Below are 15588 nucleotides of genomic sequence, written 5' to 3' on the forward strand. Positions count from 1 at the left end.
CGGCGTGCAGCGCAGATGCACTGGCCGCGAAGCCGGCAGAGACGCCTGACGCATGCGCATCGCTGCTTGTATGAAGAATTCAGTTTCAGATGGAGGACACGCCACATGCACAGGGAGGTAGGCGGATACGCTCTTTTGCTTCACCATCCATGGTTACCGGATACACCGCTGGGTCGTTCCTGCCCTTCACGAATCATGAGTCCCGCCCTTGATGCCTTCTGCTGAGCCCACGCACGACGCGGCCCTGTCGCGTTGCGCGCGCGAACCGATCCATACCCCCGGCGCGATCCAGCCGTACGGTGTGCTTCTGGTGGTGGAACCGCACTCGCTGCAGGTGCGTGAGCGCGCCATCAGCCACCCCGCCCTGCTGCAGCAGTTCGGCGAGCCATTGATGCAACACGTCGCCGAGGTGCTGGGTGGCGTGCTGGCGCCGTTCCAGGCGGTGTTGCAGCAGGCCACGGTCGGCAGCAGCGCACACGTGGGCGCGGTGCATCTGGATGGCCATGGCCGCCACCAGCTGCTCGTGCACCGGTCTGCAACCGACCTTCTGGTTGAACTGGAGGCGCCGGTTCCGGGCCAGCCCGGTTCGCTGGAAGAGCTGTACCCGGCGATCCGCGAGCTGATGTCCGGCATCGAGACCGCCACGACGGTGGAAGACCTGTGCAGGCTGGCCGCCGCGCATGTGCGACGCCTCACCGGCTTCGACCGCACCCTGGTCTACCAGTTCGATGCCGGCTGGAATGGCACGGTGGTGGCCGAGGATGGCAACGGCCTGCTGCCATCCTATCTGGACCTGCGCTTCCCCGAATCGGACATCCCCGCCCAGGCGCGTGAGCTGTACCGCCGCAACCGGGTGCGCCTGATTGCGGACAGCGATTACACCCCTGCGCCGCTGCTGCGCGCGGAAGCGCATCGCGACGCGCCGCCCACCGACCTGAGCCTGGCCGTGCTGCGCAGCGTCTCGCCCGTGCACCTGCAGTACATGCGCAACATGGGCACCGGGGCATCAATGTCCGTGTCGCTGGTGCACGAAGGGCGGCTGTGGGGCCTGGTGTCCTGCCACGCGGTGCAGCCGCGCCGCCTGCCGTACCACGTGCGTACGGCCTGTGAGTTCATGGGCCAGATCCTGTCGCTGCAGATCGCGCTGAAGGAGCGCGCGCGCGCGATCGAGGAACGCGTGGCCCGTCGCTCGGTGCTGGTCAAGCTGCTGGCACGCATGGCCGGGGACGAAGAGTTCATGGCGGCGCTGCGCCACGATGAGGCCAGCCTGCTGTCCCTGACCGGCGCGGCCGGCGCGGCCATCGTGCACAAGGGGGACTGCATGCGCGTGGGGCAGTGCCCGCCCCCCAGCGAGGTGCTGGCCCTGGCCGACTGGCTGGCCAACCTGCACGCCGGGCAGGAAATGTACTGCACCGATCATCTCGCCGGCGACTGGTCGCCTGCCGCGCACCTGACCGACGTGGTCAGTGGCCTGCTGGCGGTGTCGATCTCGCAGCTCCATCACAGCTACCTGATGTGGTTCCGGCCGGAGGTCGTGCGCACCGTGCGCTGGGGGGGCGACCCGCGCAAGACCGAGGCACCCGGCGTGGCCCTGTCGCCGCGCAACTCGTTCGAGGCGTGGAAGGAGACCGTGCAGCAGCGCAGCCTGCCGTGGAGTGATGCCGACTGCGATGCCGCGCACGAAATGCGCACCGCCATTGTCGACATCGTGCTGCGCAAGGCCGAGGAAATGGCGGAGCTGAACGAACAGCTGGTGCGCAGCAACAAGGAACTGGAAGCGTTCTCCTATTCGGTCAGCCACGACCTGCGCGCTCCCTTCCGCCACATCGTCGGCTACTCGGAGCTGCTGGGCAGCTCTGCGGGCGAGCGCCTCAACGACACCGAACGCCGCTTCCTCGACACCATCGTGGAATCGGCGAAATCTGCCGGCACGTTGGTGGATGACCTGCTCAGCTTCTCGCAGATGGGCCGCTCGACGGTGGGCAGGGTGCGGCTGGACATGGCTGCGCTGGCCGAGGACGTACGCAGGACGTTGGCCCTGGACTATGCCGGCCGCGAGGTGCAGTGGACGCTGGCGCCGCTGCCGGAAGTCGAGGCCGATCCGACCATGCTGCGCCTGGTCTGGCAGAACCTGCTGGGCAACGCGATCAAGTTCACCCGCGAGCGCGAGCAGGCGGTTATCGAGGTCGGCCACGAACGCAACGACGACGAAGACCATTTCTTCGTGCGCGACAACGGCTGCGGCTTCGACATGCGCTACGTGGACAAGCTGTTCGGCGTGTTCCAGCGCCTGCATCACGTCGAGGAATTCGAAGGCACCGGCATCGGCCTGGCCAATGTGCGCCGCATCATCGGCCGCCACGGCGGCCGCACCTGGGCCGAGGGCGAACCCGGCAAGGGCGCCACGATCCATTTCACCCTACCCCGTTCCACAGGAGATCACCCATGAGGGACCTGCGGCCGATCCTCCTGGTCGAGGACAGCCCCAAAGACGCCGAACTGACGATGGCCGCGTTGTCACGCTGCCAGCTGCTGAACGACGTCATCCACGTGCGCGATGGCGCCGAGGCGCTGGACTACCTGCGCTGCGAAGGCAAGTTCGCCGGCGCCATGCACGGCGGCCCGGTCGTGGTGCTGCTGGACCTGAAGCTGCCCAAGGTCAATGGCCTGGAAGTGCTCGAACAGGTCCGTGGCGACGCGCAGCTGAGCAGCACCCCGATCGTGATGCTGACCTCCTCGCGCGAGGAGCAGGACCTGGTGCGGAGCTACGAACTGGGCGTCAATGCATTCGTGGTCAAGCCGGTCGATTTCAAGGAATTCTTCGATGCCATCCAGGGGCTGGGCATGTTCTGGGGCATCACCAACCAGCCACCGCCGCACCGGCCCAACGGTTCGGGGCAGCACCATGCGTGATGGATCGCGCCGCAGTGAGCGCCTGCGCATCCTCATGCTGGAGGACAGCGCGCTTGACGCGGAGCTGATCAGCGCACAGCTGCAGCGCGCAGGCCTCGACTTCGAGGCCGAGCGGCTGTGGACCCGCAATGCGTTCATCGAGGCGATCGACAATCGCCCCTTCGACATCATCCTGGCCGACCATGTACTGCCCGGATTCGATGGCGATGCCGCCCTTGCGCTGGCGCGCGAGCGCATCCCGCACACGCCTTTCATCTTCGTCTCCGGCACCCTGACCGAAGAGCTGGCCGTGCAGGCCTTGACCCGCGGCGCACGCGACTATGTGGTGAAGCAGCGCCTGCAGCGCTTGCCGGATGCCATCCGTCGCGCGCGGCAGGAAGCCCACGAGCGCAACCAGCTGGTGCAGGCGCAGGCTGCGCTCAATGAGAGCCAGGCGCAGCTGCAGCAGGTGACCGACGCCGTTCCGGCGCTGATCGCCCGGCTCGACAAGGACCACCGCTACCGCTTCGCGAACAAGGCGTTCCTGGATTGGCATGGCGTGAGCCAGGCCGAATTGCTGGGACGCCTTGCCCGCGATGTCAGCGGCATCAGCGCCTTCGAACGTGCCCTCCCCAGCCTGGAACGCGTGCTGCAGGGCGAGCGCACCAGCTTCCAGGTCGAGCTCGTGCATCGCAGCGGCCAGTCACGATTCGTGCAGATGGACTGCGTGCCGGAGCATGCCGCCGATGGCAGCGTGGCCGGCTACATCTGCATGGGCAGCGACGTATCGGTGTTGAAGCAGGCCGAACTGGCCCTGCGTGAGGACAACCAGGCCCTGGAGCAGCAGGTGCAGGCGCGCACCGCCGAACTGCGGGCCAGCAAACGGCGGCTGCAGGCAATCTTTGAATCCAGCTTCCAGCATCAGGTGCTGCTGGATCTGTCCGGGCGCGTGGTCGATGCCAATGACGCTTCATTGGCCGCCGTGCTGGCGGACAAGAGGGACATTGTCGGCCAGCGCTTCGGCGAATCCCTGTGGTTCGCCAACACCGACGGCGTCGGCGCGGTGGTTGACCAGGCCGTCGCCGCGGCGGCGCAGGGTCGCAACTCGCTGCATTCCCTCGAGCTGGAACTGCCCACCGGCCGGCGCAGCTTCGACGTCTCGCTGCGCCCGCTGCTGGACGCCGACGGCGTGGCCACTGCCGTGGTATCGGAGGCGGTGGAAACTACTGCGCGGCGGCAGGCCGAGCATGCGCTTCGCCAGTCGCAGAAGATCGAGGCGGTCGGCCAGCTCACCGGCGGCATCGCGCATGATTTCAACAACATCCTGACGGTGATCTCGGGCAACATCGAGCACGCCATGCTGCTCAGCGAACGGGCCGGCGAAGCCGGCGCGATGGCCAGCCGTGCCCTGGACAATGCCCTGAAGGGGGTTGGCCGTGCCGCCAGCCTCACCCAGCGCCTGCTCGCCTTTGCCCGGCGCCAGCCGCTGCACAGCCAGGCAGCCAACCTCAACGAGTGCCTGCTGGACATGCAGGACATGCTGCGGCGGGCGCTGGGCGAACTGGTGCAACTGGACATCCGCACCGCCGAGGACATCTGGTGCGTGGAGATCGACATCAGCCAACTGGAAGCGTCGGTGCTGAACCTGGCGGTGAATGCGCGCGACGCGATGCCGCACGGCGGCCGCCTGGTGATCGAAGTCGACAACAGCCACCTCGACCACGACTACGCCGCATTGTTCCCGGATGCTTCCCCCGGCGAGTATGTGATGCTGCGGGTGCGCGACAACGGCCACGGCATGGACGCGGCCACCCTGGCGCGCGTGTTCGAGCCGTTCTTCACCACCAAGCAGGTCGGCCGCGGCACCGGGCTCGGCCTGTCGATGGTGCACGGCTTCGTGAAGCAGTCCGGTGGCCACGTGCTGATCGATTCGGTGGAAGGCGGCGGTACCAGCATCACCATGATGTTCCCGCGCTCGCCTCTGGCGCTGCCTTGCGAGGCTCGCGTCCCGCAGACGGGCCTGGCCGGCTACTCGCCACGCGAGGAAACCGTGCTGGTGGCCGAGGACAACGACGATGTCCGTGCGCATACAGTCGATGCGCTGCGCCTGCTGGGCTACCGCGTGCTGGAAGCGCACGACGGCCCCTCGGCGTTGCGGCTGCTGGAACGGCCGGACACCAAGGTCGACCTGCTGTTCTCGGACGTGGTGATGCCGGGCATGTCCGGCTGGGAGCTGGTGCGTGAGGTGCGTGAACGCTGGCCGGCAATCGCGGTCCTGTTCACGTCAGGCTATCCACGCGACCACGATGCGGTTGGCGCGCAGGGGCGTGCAGCCGCCCTGCTGCCAAAGCCATTTACCCGCAGTGACCTTGCGCTGGCAGTGCGCACCGCGCTGGAGGCTGCGCCGCGCTGAGGTCAGGCGGACGCATCGCGCATGCCTGCCGCGATCCGGTTGATATCCGCGCACTCGATCGTGGCCGGCGGGTTTTCTCTTCCGGCCAGGGCGATCATGGCCATGCCCAGCGCCAGGTTGCTGGTCATCAGCGAGGGCGCGAGCGCACCGGCCAGTTTCATCAACGGTGCGCCGCCCCAGTACAGGGGTTTCAACAGGGCATGCCGGGTACCTGTCCCCGGCACCGGCCGGACCCCGCCCGGACGCAGCATCACCGCGCGCAGCGGCAGCGCCTGCAACGCCCGCTCGGTCTCGCCCTTCACCCGCAGCGGCATCAGCCGGCTTTGCGGGTCCGCGCCTGCGCCGGAGACATACAGGAAGGACCCCTGCGGATTCACCGCAGCCCAGGCGCGGGCCACTGCCAGTGTGGTGTCCAGGGTCACGCGCCGGTACTCGGCCTCGGCAGTGCCAACCGGTGGCGCACCGGCACAGTAGAAGCATGCGTCGTACCCGGCCAGTTCATCACGCTGCGCGTCGATATGCAGGAAGTCCGGGACCACCCGTTCGCTGCCGGGTCCGCGCAGGCTGCCCGGGCGCCGCACCAGCGCGGTCAAGCCGGCAACCTGCGGCGAACGCTGGCAGGCCAGGGCAACGCCCTGCCCCACCAAGCCTGCAGCGCCGGTCAGGAGAATCCGCAATGTCCGTGCCTGAGCCATGGCCAGGGCCGCACTAGAGTTTCACGAACCGCTGGATCTTGCGCGCCAGCCACCCGCTGAACACCAGCGGTGCATCCAGCGCCGACACGCAGATGCACGGCACCCCCGGCGCGGTCACCGGCTGATGCTCCACGTCTTCATCCAGGTCCGCCACGTCGCCGGGTGCGAACAGCCCCAGCGCATCGTTGTAGGAACCGCGCAGGATCTGGGTCAGCTCGCTGCGGCCATGGCTGTGCATGGGCAGGCATTTGCCCGGGGCGATCCTCAGCATGATCAGCGAAGGCATCTGCTCGGCACGGATGCAGTGCACGCCGGGTGCCATCCAGCGCCAACGCAACCCACTGAGCGATGCCCCGAAGTAGGGGTGCAGCGAGGCAGGCAGATGGTCCGGGTCGGCCTCGGGCCGCTCCTTCGGCACGGGACGCGCGGCCTGGTCCATGGCAATCGGCATTTCCGCAGCCAGCTGCATCAGCATGGCCTCGCGCAGCTGTTCGCGGCGTGGATCAGGCGCGGGCGGCTGGGTCTGCTCGAGCAGCACCGAGCCGATCGCCTCGGCCTCGCGCAGGCGCTGGCGGCAGTGCGGGCACTGCTCCAGATGCGTACCAGCGACCACGCTCAGTGGCGCGGGCAGCGCGCCTGCGGCGTAGCTCATCAACGTCGATTCGTGCAGGTGGTGGCGCGGGTTCACAGCGCACCTCCCACTTTGGCCTGCAGCTGCAGGAACGCGCGCCGCAGATGCGACTTGACCGTGCCCAAGGGCATGCCGATCGCCTCGGCGATCTCGCTGTGGCTCTTGGCCTCGAAATAGGACATGCGCAGCAAGCGCGCCTGCACGGCAGGCAGTTCGTTGATGCGCTGGCGCAGCCGGGCCTGGTCGGCAAACTGTTCGGCGCTGCTGCGTTCGATCACATCCAGGGTTGCTGCGTCCTCGACGGCAGCCTGCACCTGCATCCAGCTGCGCTCGCGGCGGATGCGGTCAATGTGCAGGTTACGGGCGATGCGATACAGCCACGTGCTCAGCGCACCCTGCGCGGGATCGAAGTCGGCCGCGCGCAGCCATAGCCGCAGCAGGCTCTCCTGCGCCAGTTCCTCGGCCACCGCGTCAGGCACGCCCAGGCCCCGCAGGTATACGCACAGCCGCGGCATGAAGTAATCATAGATCCGCATGAAACAGTCGCGGTCACGAAGCCGTGCCACGCCGTCCATGTCACCGGCCCAGTTCGTCGGCTCGCTGCTCGGCTGCTGGGAACTGGACACGATGCGTGCGGTATCGAAGTTGAGGGGGTTGCTGGCGGCGTCAGGGTACATCGGCGTTCGCGGCGGGCGGGTGAAGGTCTGTCCTCTGTACGCGCAGGGGCCGTGATTGGATGCAGCCGCTGCAGACGCATCCAACCGCCCATCCCCGCCGTATGACCTCAGCCCTCCTTTCCCGGATGAACGCGATGCGTACCGCCTGGCTGCTGCTGTGCCTGCCCCATGCCGCGCTGGCCGCGCCCTGGCTGCGAAGCGAGGGGGTAGCAACGTCGTCGCGCGGCGACCTGCTCTACCGCGAGGTGCACTGGCGACGCGATGCGGCCGAGGGTGCCGAGCGCTGGGTGCTGTACCAATGCGCGGACGGGCGGCCTTTCGCCCGCAAGCACCTGCCGGCCAGCGCGGACCCACAGGCGCGCGGCTATACCCTGGAGGACCGGCGCAGCGGCCAGAAGGCCGACGTCGAGGCCGCCAGCGGCAGGGTCTCGATCGCGTGGAAGGAGGATGCCGGCAGCCCACCGGTGCAGCGCGAGCTCGACCTGCCGACCGGCGCGGTCATCGACGCAGGGTTCGACGCGGCGGTGCGCCTGCATTGGCAGGCGCTCATGCGCGGCGAGCGTGTGACCCTGCCCTTCCTGGTTCCAGCGCGGCAGCGCTACTTCCCGGTACAGGTAAGGCGCACCGGCCCGCAGCGCTGGCAGGGGATCGATGCGCAGTCGATCGAGGTCAGCCTGGACACCTGGTACGGCGGCATCGCGCCACGCCTTGCGCTGGTATATGCCAGCGCTGACCAGCGCCTGCTGGAGTTCCGTGGCACCAGCAACCTGCGCGATCAACGCGGTGCCTATCCACAGGTGACGGTGCGCTTCATCGCCGCAGCGGCTGGTCGCCCCGCCAGCGAATGGCAGCAGGCCTGGGCGCAGCCGCTGACAGATCGCTGCACCGTTACGGCCAGGTGAAATCTAAATTTCCTGCCGCGCTCCGCATCCAGTGGGCCTTCTGCCGCGTAGAGGAAGACACGAAACCCGCCGAGATCCGCCATGGCCTCTGTAGCGCCCCTCCCCCGTCGACGCTGGCGTCTGCTGCGCACGCTGCAGCGCTGGTTCGATACCGGCAACGCCGCAGAGGCCACCGGCGAGCGGCCGGGGCGGATCGACTGGGTGCGCGCCGTGCCCTTCGTGCTGATGCACCTGGCCTGCATCGCAGTGATCTGGGTGGGCATCTCGTGGACAGCGGTGATCGTGGCTGCAGCACTCTATGCGGTGCGCATGTTCGCCATCACGGCGTTCTACCACCGCTACTTCTCGCATCGCACCTTCCAGGCATCGCGGCCGGTGCAGTTCGTGTTCGCGGTGATAGGCGCCTCCAGCGTACAGCGCGGGCCGCTGTGGTGGGCCGCCCACCATCGCCACCACCACCGTCACGCCGACCAGCCGCTGGACCCGCACTCCCCCCGTGAGGGCGGCTTCTGGCGCAGCCACATGGGCTGGTTCCTGACCCGCGAGGCCTTTGCCACCGACCTGTCGCGGGTGCCCGACCTGGCGCGCTACCCGGAGCTGCGCTGGCTGGACCGCTTCGATACGGCTGTGCCGGTACTGCTGGCCGCAGCGCTGTATGCACTGGGCGCCGGGTTGGAGCGCTGGGCGCCAGGCTTGCATACCTCCGGCTCGCAATTGCTGGTGTGGGGCTTCTTCATCTCCACCATCGTGCTGTTCCACGCCACGGTCACCATCAATTCGCTGGCCCATCGCTTCGGTCGCCGCCGCTTCGAGACCCGCGATGACAGCCGCAACAATCTCTGGCTGGCGCTGCTCACCTTCGGCGAAGGCTGGCACAACAACCACCACTTCTTCCCGGGCACCGTCCGCCAGGGCTTCCGCTGGTGGGAAGTGGACCTGACCTGGTATGGACTGCGCGCGATGGCGGCGCTTGGGCTGGTCAAAGGGCTCAAGCCGATTCCCGAGTGGGTGCTGGCCAAGGCGAGGTACTGACATGCGCATCGCGATCATCGGTTCGGGCATTGCGGGACTGGCCAGCGCCTGGTGGCTGGACGGCGAACACGACGTCACGCTGTTCGAGGCCAACGACTATCTGGGCGGCCATACCCACACCCACGACGTGCAGGTGGATGGCGTCCGCATGGCGGTGGACACCGGCTTCATCGTGTTCAATCCCCAGCACTACCCGCTGCTGACCGCACTGTTCGACGAGCTGGGCGTAGCCTCGCAGCCGACCACGATGAGCTTCTCGATGCACAGCGAGCGCAGCGGCGTGGAGTACAACGCCACCTCGCTGGATGGCCTGTTCTGCCAGCGCCGCAACCTGGTGTCGCCGCGGTTCTGGGGCATGCTGGCCGACCTGCGCCGGTTCTACCGCGATGCCCCCCTGTTGCTGGCAGAAGACGAGGGCCCAACGTTGGGGCAGTACCTGCGCAGCCAGCGCTACGGCGATGCCTTCATCGACGAGCACCTGCTGCCGATGGCCTCCGCGCTGTGGTCGTCCCCGACGGCCACGGTGATGGACTTCCCGGCGCGCTATCTGGCCCAGTTCATGGCCAACCACCAGATGCTGCAGATGACCGGGCGTGCACCGTGGCGGGTGGTGAGCGGTGGATCGGCCCGCTATGTCGACGCCCTGCGCGCCCGCTGGCGGGTGCATGAGCGGCTGGAGTGCCCGGTACAGTCGGTCGAGCGCATGCCGTGGGGCGCTCGCGTGCACAGCGCGGCCGGCGTGGAAGGCTTCGATGAGGTCATCCTGGCCTGCCACAGCGACCAGGCCCTGGCGCTGCTGCGTGACGCCGACCCCATCGAACGCGACGTGCTCGGCGCCATCCGCTACCAGGCCAACGAAGCGGTGCTGCACACCGACGCGTCATTGCTGCCGCGCAACCGCAAGGCGTGGGCGGCATGGAATGCCCATGTGCCCCGCGACCCTGCTGCGCCCTGCACGGTCAGCTACTGCATGAACCAGCTGCAGGGCCTGCCCGGCAGCACGCCCCTGGTGGTCACGCTCAACCGCAGCGAAGCAATCGACCCCGGCAAGGTGCTGCGCACCCTGCATTATGCGCACCCGGTGCACGACCATGCCGCAGTGCGCGCGCAACAGCGCTGGGCCGAGCTGCAGGGCCGCCGCCACACCTGGTTCGCAGGCGCCTATTGGGGCTGGGGCTTCCATGAGGACGGCATCCGCAGCGCCCGCCGCGTGGTCGATGCACTGCGCACCTGTGAACCGCACCACGTCATGGCGGCTCCCGGCGAGGTGGCCGCATGAGCGCCAGTGCGCTCTACTTCGGGCAGGTGGCGCACCGCAGGCACCTGCCACACCCGCATGCGTTCCGCTATCCGATCGCACAGCTGCTGCTCGACCTGGATGAACTCGACAGCGTGTTCGCCGGGCGCTGGCTGTGGTCGATCAATCGCCGCAATCTGGCCGAGTTCCGTCGCAGCGATTACTTCGGCGATCCCGCGCGGCCCTTGGCCGATGCAGTGCGCGACCACGCTGCATCAACCCTGGGCTACCGGCCCACCGGCCCGGTCCGCCTGCTCACCCATCTGCGCTTCGCCGGTCACGTGTTCAACCCGGTCAGCTTCTACTACTGCTACCGGGCCGATGGCAGCACGCTGGACTGCATCGTCGCCGAGATCACCAACACACCCTGGAAGGAACGTCACGCCTACGTGCTGCCGGTCGCAACGGCCACGCAGGAAGGCACCTCGCTGCGCTGGCGGTTCGACAAATGCTTCCATGTCTCGCCCTTCATGCCGATGGATTGTCATTACGACTGGCGGTTCAACTGCCCTGATGAGGACCTGCGCGTGCACATGCAGGTCTGGCGCGACGGCGCGCGCCAGTTTGATGCCACCCAGGTCATGCAACGACACCCCCTGGATGGCCGCGGGCTGGCCCGCGTCCTGGCCTGCTATCCACTGATGACCACCCAGGTGGTGGCCGCCATCCACTGGCATGCGTTGCGGCTGTGGCTGAAACGCAATCCCGTACACGACCACCCTACCCTTGCCGAGAAACCGCGATGAATTCGATGATTCCTTCGGTCGCGCTGCCGCGCCCCGGCGCATTGGATGCCTTCCTGCGCCGCCGCCTGCTGGCCCAGCTCGCCCCGATGCGCGACGGCCGCCTGTGCGTGCGCGACGCGCTGGGCGAAGTCTGGTTGGGCGATGCCCGCGGTGAGCTGCATGTCACCGTCACCATCGAGGACCCGGCGTTCTATCGCAAGGTGGCGGCCCAGGGCAGCGTCGGCGCCGGCGAAAGCTACATACATGGCGAATGGCGCTGTGACGACCTGGTCGCCCTGATCCGGCTGCTGGTGCGCAACCGCGATCTGCTCGACAGCATGGAACACGGCCCGGCGCGCGTGGGAGGCTGGCTGCTGCGCGGCTGGAACCGCCTGCGCCGCAACAGCCGTGAAGGCAGCCGCCGCAACATCGCCGCGCACTACGACCTCGGCAACGACTTCTTCGCCCTGTTCCTGTCACCGGACCTGATGTACTCCTCGGCCCTGTTCGCCGAAGAGGGCGAGTCGCTGGAATCCGCCTCGCGGCGCAAGCTGGACCGCATCTGCCAGCAGCTGCAGCTCAAGCCGGGCGACCGCGTGGTGGAGATCGGTACCGGCTGGGGTGGTTTTGCGCTGCACGCGGCGCAGCACTACGGCTGCCACGTCACCACAACCACGATCTCCGCCGAGCAGCATGCACTGGCCAGCGAGCGCGTCCGCGTAGCCGGGCTGCAGGACAAGGTCACGCTGTTGATGCAGGACTACCGCGACCTGCAGGGCCAGTTCGACAAGCTGGTATCGATCGAGATGATCGAAGCCATCGGCGCCGAATACCTGGACACCTACATGGCAACGCTGCAGCGCCTGCTCAAGCCCGATGGTGTCGCCCTGCTGCAGGCCATCACCATCGAAGATCACCGCTACGAGCAGGCACGGCGCAGCGTCGACTACATCAAGCGCTATGTGTTTCCGGGCAGCTTCATTCCGTCGATCAACGCGATCATGGCGGCCAAGACCCGATCCAGTGACCTGCAGCTGGTCGCCCAGCAGGATTTCGGCCACTCCTACGCACTGACCCTGCGCGCCTGGCGCCAACGCTTCCTTGCCCAGCTGCCCGCTGTGCAGGCACAGGGCTTTGATACGCGCTTCTGCCGGATGTGGGAGTTCTACCTGGCCTATTGCGAGGGCGGCTTCCTGGAGCGTTCGATCGGCGTTTCGCATCTGCTGCTGGCGCGCCCCGGGCATCGTCCCGCTGGCGCATCGGGTCAAGGCGGCTGAGGTGCGCCGGTTCTGGGCCAATCTGCTTGGCAACCAGCTGGTCTGGCTGTGCGCCGTGGCCGGCGCCGGGCGCGGCTGGCAATGGCCGGCGCTGCTGGCAGCGTCGCTCTACATCGGCAGCCAGCTGCTGACCTCGCCGCAACCTCGGCTGGATCTTCGGCTGATGCTGTTGGCGCTGGCCTGCGCGTGGCTGGTCGACGCCAGTGCCGCCGCCAGCGGCACCGTACGCTACGCCGCGGCCCCGCTGGGCTGGACGCCACCCCTTTGGATCATGGCGTTGTGGGCCGCGTTTGCGATGACGCTGACCACTTCGATGCGCTTCCTGCTGCGCCACCCTGCCCTGCCAGCCGCGTTCGGCCTGCTGCTGGCCCCGCTGGCCTATCTCTCCGCAGCGCGCGGTTTCGATGCGGTTCGATTCACTACGCCGCTGTGGCAAGGCCTGCTGGTACTGGGGGTGGGCTGGAGCATCGCGCTTTCGCTGCTGTGCATGGCCGCTCGTCGCGGCTCCCGCACCATCCCGCCGCCCTTGGCCGGAGCGCCGTCATGATCAATCTGGTGTGGGTACTGCTGTATGCCGTGCTTGTGATGAGCTGGGGCTGGGCCTGGCAGCGGCGCCACCGCAACATCGGCGTGGTCGATGTGCTCTGGGCCAAGGGCGTGGGTGCTTCGGCCCTGTTGCTGGCTTGGCTCGGCGATGGTGCGGCGGCGCCACGGATTGCACTGGGCGTGCTCGGTGGCCTGTGGGGCAGCCGACTGGCACTGCACCTGTGGCATCGGGTCCGCCATGAACAGGAAGACGGTCGCTACCGTTATCTGCGCGAGTACTGGCAAGGGCATCAAGCCAAGATCTTCGGCTTCTTCATGGCCCAGGCACTGCTGGTCGTGCTGTTCGCCCTGCCCTTCGTCGCGGTGGCTGCCAATCCACAGACCAGCATGACGTTGTGGGTCGTGGCCGCCGCACTCGTCTGGCTGCTGAGCGTCGGCGGCGAGAGCCTGGCCGACCATCAGCTGGCCCGGTTCCGCGCGGATCCTGCAAAACAGGGTCGCACCTGCCGCGACGGGCTCTGGCGTTACTCCCGCCACCCGAACTACTTCTTCGAGTGGCTGCACTGGTTCAGCTATGTCCTGCTCGCGGTCGGCTCGCCGCTGTGGTGGCTGGCGTGGTCCGGCCCGCTGCTGATGTATGTGTTCCTGCGCTACCTGAGCGGCATTCCATTCACCGAAAAGCAGGCGCTGCGCAGCCGCGGCGACGATTACCGCGCCTACCAGCGCAGCACGCCGATGTTCTTCCCCTGGTTCCCTCGTCCTTCCAAGGAGCATTCCGCATGAGCGCGATTCCGTCACTGACCCCGGCCGACGACGCGGAAGCCGGGCTGATCGCCTGGGCCGAACGCGGCCTGGTTCCCGATGCCGCGCTGCGCGCCGGCATCCGTCGCTTGTGCGCGCAACGCCTGCACGAGGAAATGCTGGGCGGTATCGAAGCACAGTCCGCACGCTTCGGCCGTCGCATCGCCGAGCTGGCCGACAGCCCGCTCGCGCTGCATACCGACGCGGCCAACCGCCAGCACTATGAGGTTCCGGCGGCCTTCTTCCAGGCCTGCCTGGGCAGGCGCCTGAAGTACAGCAGCTGCTACTACCCCACCGGGCGCGAAACGCTGGACCAGGCGGAGGACGCCATGCTGGAGCTGTACGGCCAGCGCGCCGGACTGGCCGATGGCCAGCAGATCCTCGAACTGGGCTGCGGCTGGGGTTCGCTGACCCTGTGGATGGCCGAGCGCTATCCCACCGCCGCGATCACCGCCGTGTCCAATTCGCACAGCCAGCGCCAGCACATCATGGCGCAGTGCCAGGCCCGGGGGCTGCACAACGTCGAGGTGATCACCCGCGACGTCAACCAGCTCGAGCTGCCAACCGCACGCTTCGACCGCTGCGTCTCGGTGGAAATGTTCGAGCATGTGCGCAACTACGAGCGCCTGCTGGCGCGCATCAGCCAGTGGCTGAAGCCCGACGGCGCGCTGTTCGTGCACATCTTCGCCCACCGCACGCTGATGTACCCGTTCGAGACCGAGGGCGGCGACAACTGGATGGGCCGCCATTTCTTCACTGGTGGCCTGATGCCGGCGGCCGACACGCTGCTGCATTTCCAGCGCGACCTGCGGCTTGACCAGCGCTGGTTGCTGGACGGCACCCACTACCAGCGCACGGCCGACCACTGGCTGGCCAACCAGGATGCAGCACGCGAGGCGGTGATGCCGGTGCTGGTCGCGACCTACGGCCAGGCCGCCGCGAAGATCTGGTGGCAGCGCTGGCGCATGTTCTGGATGGCATGCGCCGAGCTGTTCGGCTACGACGACGGCCAGCAGTGGCTGGTCGCCCACTATCTGTTCCGCCCCCGTTGAGGTGTGACATGCGCATGCGCTCGCTGCTTCCCCTGCTGGCATTGAGCCTGTTTGGTTCCGGCTGCAGCTCCACCGATACCCGTCCCCTGCCCCGCCCGCCCTCAGTGGACGTGCCACGCTTCATGGGCGACTGGTATGTGATCGCCCACATCCCCTCATGGCCGGAGCGCAAAGCTTTCGACGCGGTGGAGAGCTACGCATTGAAGCCCGACGGGCGCATCCAGACCACCTTCACCTATCGCAAGGGCAGCTTCGACGCCCCCCAGAAGTCGATGCACCCAGTTGGACGGGTCGAGAAGGACGGCAACGGCGCCATCTGGGGCATGCAGTTCATCTGGCCGATCCAGGCCGAGTATGTGATTGCCTGGCTGCGCGATGACTACGGCCAGACCATCGTCGCGCGCAGCAAGCGGGACTACGTGTGGTACATGGCACGCACGCCACAGGTGTCCGAGAGCGACTACCAGCAGGCCGTGCAGCGCATCGCGGCCATGGGTTACGACACCGCAAAGCTGAGGCGCGTGCCGCAGTCGGTGCGCTGAGCCATCGGTCATCCCCACGCAGCACCTGCTGACGGCAGGGCGTGTCGACATCTGCTTGCGCCGGATGTCGCATTCATCACCGCTGCCGCATTGTTCATCCGGCACG

At 67.6% G+C, this 15588-nt stretch carries 15 protein-coding genes; 12 read left to right on the forward strand and 3 right to left on the reverse strand.

The window, feature by feature from the left end:
- Positions 1–211: 211 nt before the first annotated feature.
- Genes ACUVWL_RS06750 through ACUVWL_RS06760 form a run of 3 tightly spaced genes read left to right on the forward strand, consistent with a single transcriptional unit; the run spans position 212 to position 5305 of the window.
- Complete coding sequence (locus ACUVWL_RS06750; protein ID WP_445978961.1) at positions 212–2449, forward strand: ATP-binding protein; 2238 nt, start codon at positions 212–214, stop codon at positions 2447–2449.
- A complete protein-coding gene (locus ACUVWL_RS06755) occupies positions 2446–2913 on the forward strand; it encodes a response regulator (RefSeq protein WP_014647135.1) in 468 nt (155 codons plus the stop codon). Before ACUVWL_RS06750 ends, ACUVWL_RS06755 begins: the two co-directional genes overlap by 4 nt.
- A complete protein-coding gene (locus ACUVWL_RS06760; protein WP_445978962.1) occupies positions 2906–5305 on the forward strand; it encodes a response regulator in 2400 nt (799 codons plus the stop codon). Before ACUVWL_RS06755 ends, ACUVWL_RS06760 begins: the two co-directional genes overlap by 8 nt.
- A 2-nt stretch (positions 5306–5307) precedes the next feature.
- Here ACUVWL_RS06760 and ACUVWL_RS06765 read toward each other — a convergent pair whose 3' ends face one another.
- Genes ACUVWL_RS06765 through ACUVWL_RS06775 form a run of 3 tightly spaced genes read right to left on the reverse strand, consistent with a single transcriptional unit; the run spans position 5308 to position 7308 of the window.
- A complete protein-coding gene (locus tag ACUVWL_RS06765) occupies positions 5308–6000 on the reverse strand; it encodes an oxidoreductase (protein WP_032961090.1) in 693 nt (230 codons plus the stop codon).
- A gap of 13 nt (positions 6001–6013) precedes the next feature.
- Positions 6014–6688, reverse strand: coding sequence for a ChrR family anti-sigma-E factor (locus tag ACUVWL_RS06770; protein ID WP_075075968.1), 675 nt, complete (start codon positions 6686–6688; stop codon positions 6014–6016).
- Complete coding sequence (locus tag ACUVWL_RS06775; protein WP_142234702.1) at positions 6685–7308, reverse strand: sigma-70 family RNA polymerase sigma factor; 624 nt, start codon at positions 7306–7308, stop codon at positions 6685–6687. The genes ACUVWL_RS06770 and ACUVWL_RS06775 overlap by 4 nt, the downstream gene beginning before the upstream one ends.
- A gap of 134 nt (positions 7309–7442) precedes the next feature.
- Here ACUVWL_RS06775 and ACUVWL_RS06780 point away from each other — a divergent pair, with 134 nt between their 5' ends.
- The 9 genes from ACUVWL_RS06780 to ACUVWL_RS06820 all read left to right on the forward strand — a co-directional run bounded on the left by ACUVWL_RS06780 (position 7443) and on the right by ACUVWL_RS06820 (position 15482).
- Complete coding sequence (locus tag ACUVWL_RS06780; protein WP_111206857.1) at positions 7443–8210, forward strand: hypothetical protein; 768 nt, start codon at positions 7443–7445, stop codon at positions 8208–8210.
- An 81-nt stretch (positions 8211–8291) separates the two neighbouring features.
- Positions 8292–9242: an acyl-CoA desaturase gene (locus tag ACUVWL_RS06785; protein WP_014647129.1), complete on the forward strand. Its 951-nt coding sequence runs from the start codon at positions 8292–8294 to the stop codon at positions 9240–9242.
- Between the two features lies 1 nt (position 9243).
- Positions 9244–10521 carry an NAD(P)/FAD-dependent oxidoreductase gene (locus tag ACUVWL_RS06790; protein WP_049439856.1) on the forward strand — a complete coding sequence of 426 codons (1278 nt, stop codon included), beginning with the start codon at positions 9244–9246 and terminating at the stop codon, positions 10519–10521.
- Positions 10518–11285, forward strand: coding sequence for a DUF1365 domain-containing protein (locus tag ACUVWL_RS06795; RefSeq protein WP_014647127.1), 768 nt, complete (start codon positions 10518–10520; stop codon positions 11283–11285). The genes ACUVWL_RS06790 and ACUVWL_RS06795 overlap by 4 nt, the downstream gene beginning before the upstream one ends.
- Positions 11282–12541, forward strand: a complete 1260-nt coding sequence (locus tag ACUVWL_RS06800; RefSeq protein WP_041863424.1) for an SAM-dependent methyltransferase — start codon at positions 11282–11284, stop codon at positions 12539–12541. Before ACUVWL_RS06795 ends, ACUVWL_RS06800 begins: the two co-directional genes overlap by 4 nt.
- Position 12542: 1 nt before the next feature.
- A complete protein-coding gene (locus ACUVWL_RS06805; protein WP_014647125.1) occupies positions 12543–13088 on the forward strand; it encodes a DUF2878 domain-containing protein in 546 nt (181 codons plus the stop codon).
- A complete protein-coding gene (locus ACUVWL_RS06810; RefSeq protein WP_445978963.1) occupies positions 13085–13870 on the forward strand; it encodes a DUF1295 domain-containing protein in 786 nt (261 codons plus the stop codon). Before ACUVWL_RS06805 ends, ACUVWL_RS06810 begins: the two co-directional genes overlap by 4 nt.
- The gene (locus ACUVWL_RS06815) at positions 13867–14940 is read left to right on the forward strand and encodes a class I SAM-dependent methyltransferase (RefSeq protein WP_197604998.1); all 1074 of its coding nucleotides are present in this window, start codon (positions 13867–13869) and stop codon (positions 14938–14940) included. The genes ACUVWL_RS06810 and ACUVWL_RS06815 overlap by 4 nt, the downstream gene beginning before the upstream one ends.
- 8 nt (positions 14941–14948) lie before the next feature.
- The gene (locus ACUVWL_RS06820; RefSeq protein WP_111206860.1) at positions 14949–15482 is read left to right on the forward strand and encodes a lipocalin family protein; all 534 of its coding nucleotides are present in this window, start codon (positions 14949–14951) and stop codon (positions 15480–15482) included.
- Positions 15483–15588: the final 106 nt, after the last annotated feature.

It is taken from the genome of Stenotrophomonas muris (assembly GCF_052751275.1).

What these genes read in the sequence shown, in the direction of transcription:
- ACUVWL_RS06750 (WP_445978961.1), top strand. Translation starts at nt 212, where the DNA reads ATGCCTTCTGCTGAGCCCACGCACGACGCGGCCCTGTCGCGTTGCGCG.
- ACUVWL_RS06755 (WP_014647135.1), top strand. Translation starts at nt 2,446, where the DNA reads ATGAGGGACCTGCGGCCGATCCTCCTGGTCGAGGACAGCCCCAAAGAC.
- ACUVWL_RS06760 (WP_445978962.1), top strand. Translation starts at nt 2,906, where the DNA reads ATGCGTGATGGATCGCGCCGCAGTGAGCGCCTGCGCATCCTCATGCTG.
- ACUVWL_RS06765 (WP_032961090.1), bottom strand. Translation starts at nt 6,000, where the DNA reads ATGGCTCAGGCACGGACATTGCGGATTCTCCTGACCGGCGCTGCAGGC.
- ACUVWL_RS06775 (WP_142234702.1), bottom strand. Translation starts at nt 7,308, where the DNA reads ATGTACCCTGACGCCGCCAGCAACCCCCTCAACTTCGATACCGCACGC.
- ACUVWL_RS06780 (WP_111206857.1), top strand. Translation starts at nt 7,443, where the DNA reads ATGCGTACCGCCTGGCTGCTGCTGTGCCTGCCCCATGCCGCGCTGGCC.
- ACUVWL_RS06785 (WP_014647129.1), top strand. Translation starts at nt 8,292, where the DNA reads ATGGCCTCTGTAGCGCCCCTCCCCCGTCGACGCTGGCGTCTGCTGCGC.
- ACUVWL_RS06790 (WP_049439856.1), top strand. Translation starts at nt 9,244, where the DNA reads ATGCGCATCGCGATCATCGGTTCGGGCATTGCGGGACTGGCCAGCGCC.
- ACUVWL_RS06795 (WP_014647127.1), top strand. Translation starts at nt 10,518, where the DNA reads ATGAGCGCCAGTGCGCTCTACTTCGGGCAGGTGGCGCACCGCAGGCAC.
- ACUVWL_RS06800 (WP_041863424.1), top strand. Translation starts at nt 11,282, where the DNA reads ATGAATTCGATGATTCCTTCGGTCGCGCTGCCGCGCCCCGGCGCATTG.
- ACUVWL_RS06810 (WP_445978963.1), top strand. Translation starts at nt 13,085, where the DNA reads ATGATCAATCTGGTGTGGGTACTGCTGTATGCCGTGCTTGTGATGAGC.
- ACUVWL_RS06815 (WP_197604998.1), top strand. Translation starts at nt 13,867, where the DNA reads ATGAGCGCGATTCCGTCACTGACCCCGGCCGACGACGCGGAAGCCGGG.
- ACUVWL_RS06820 (WP_111206860.1), top strand. Translation starts at nt 14,949, where the DNA reads ATGCGCATGCGCTCGCTGCTTCCCCTGCTGGCATTGAGCCTGTTTGGT.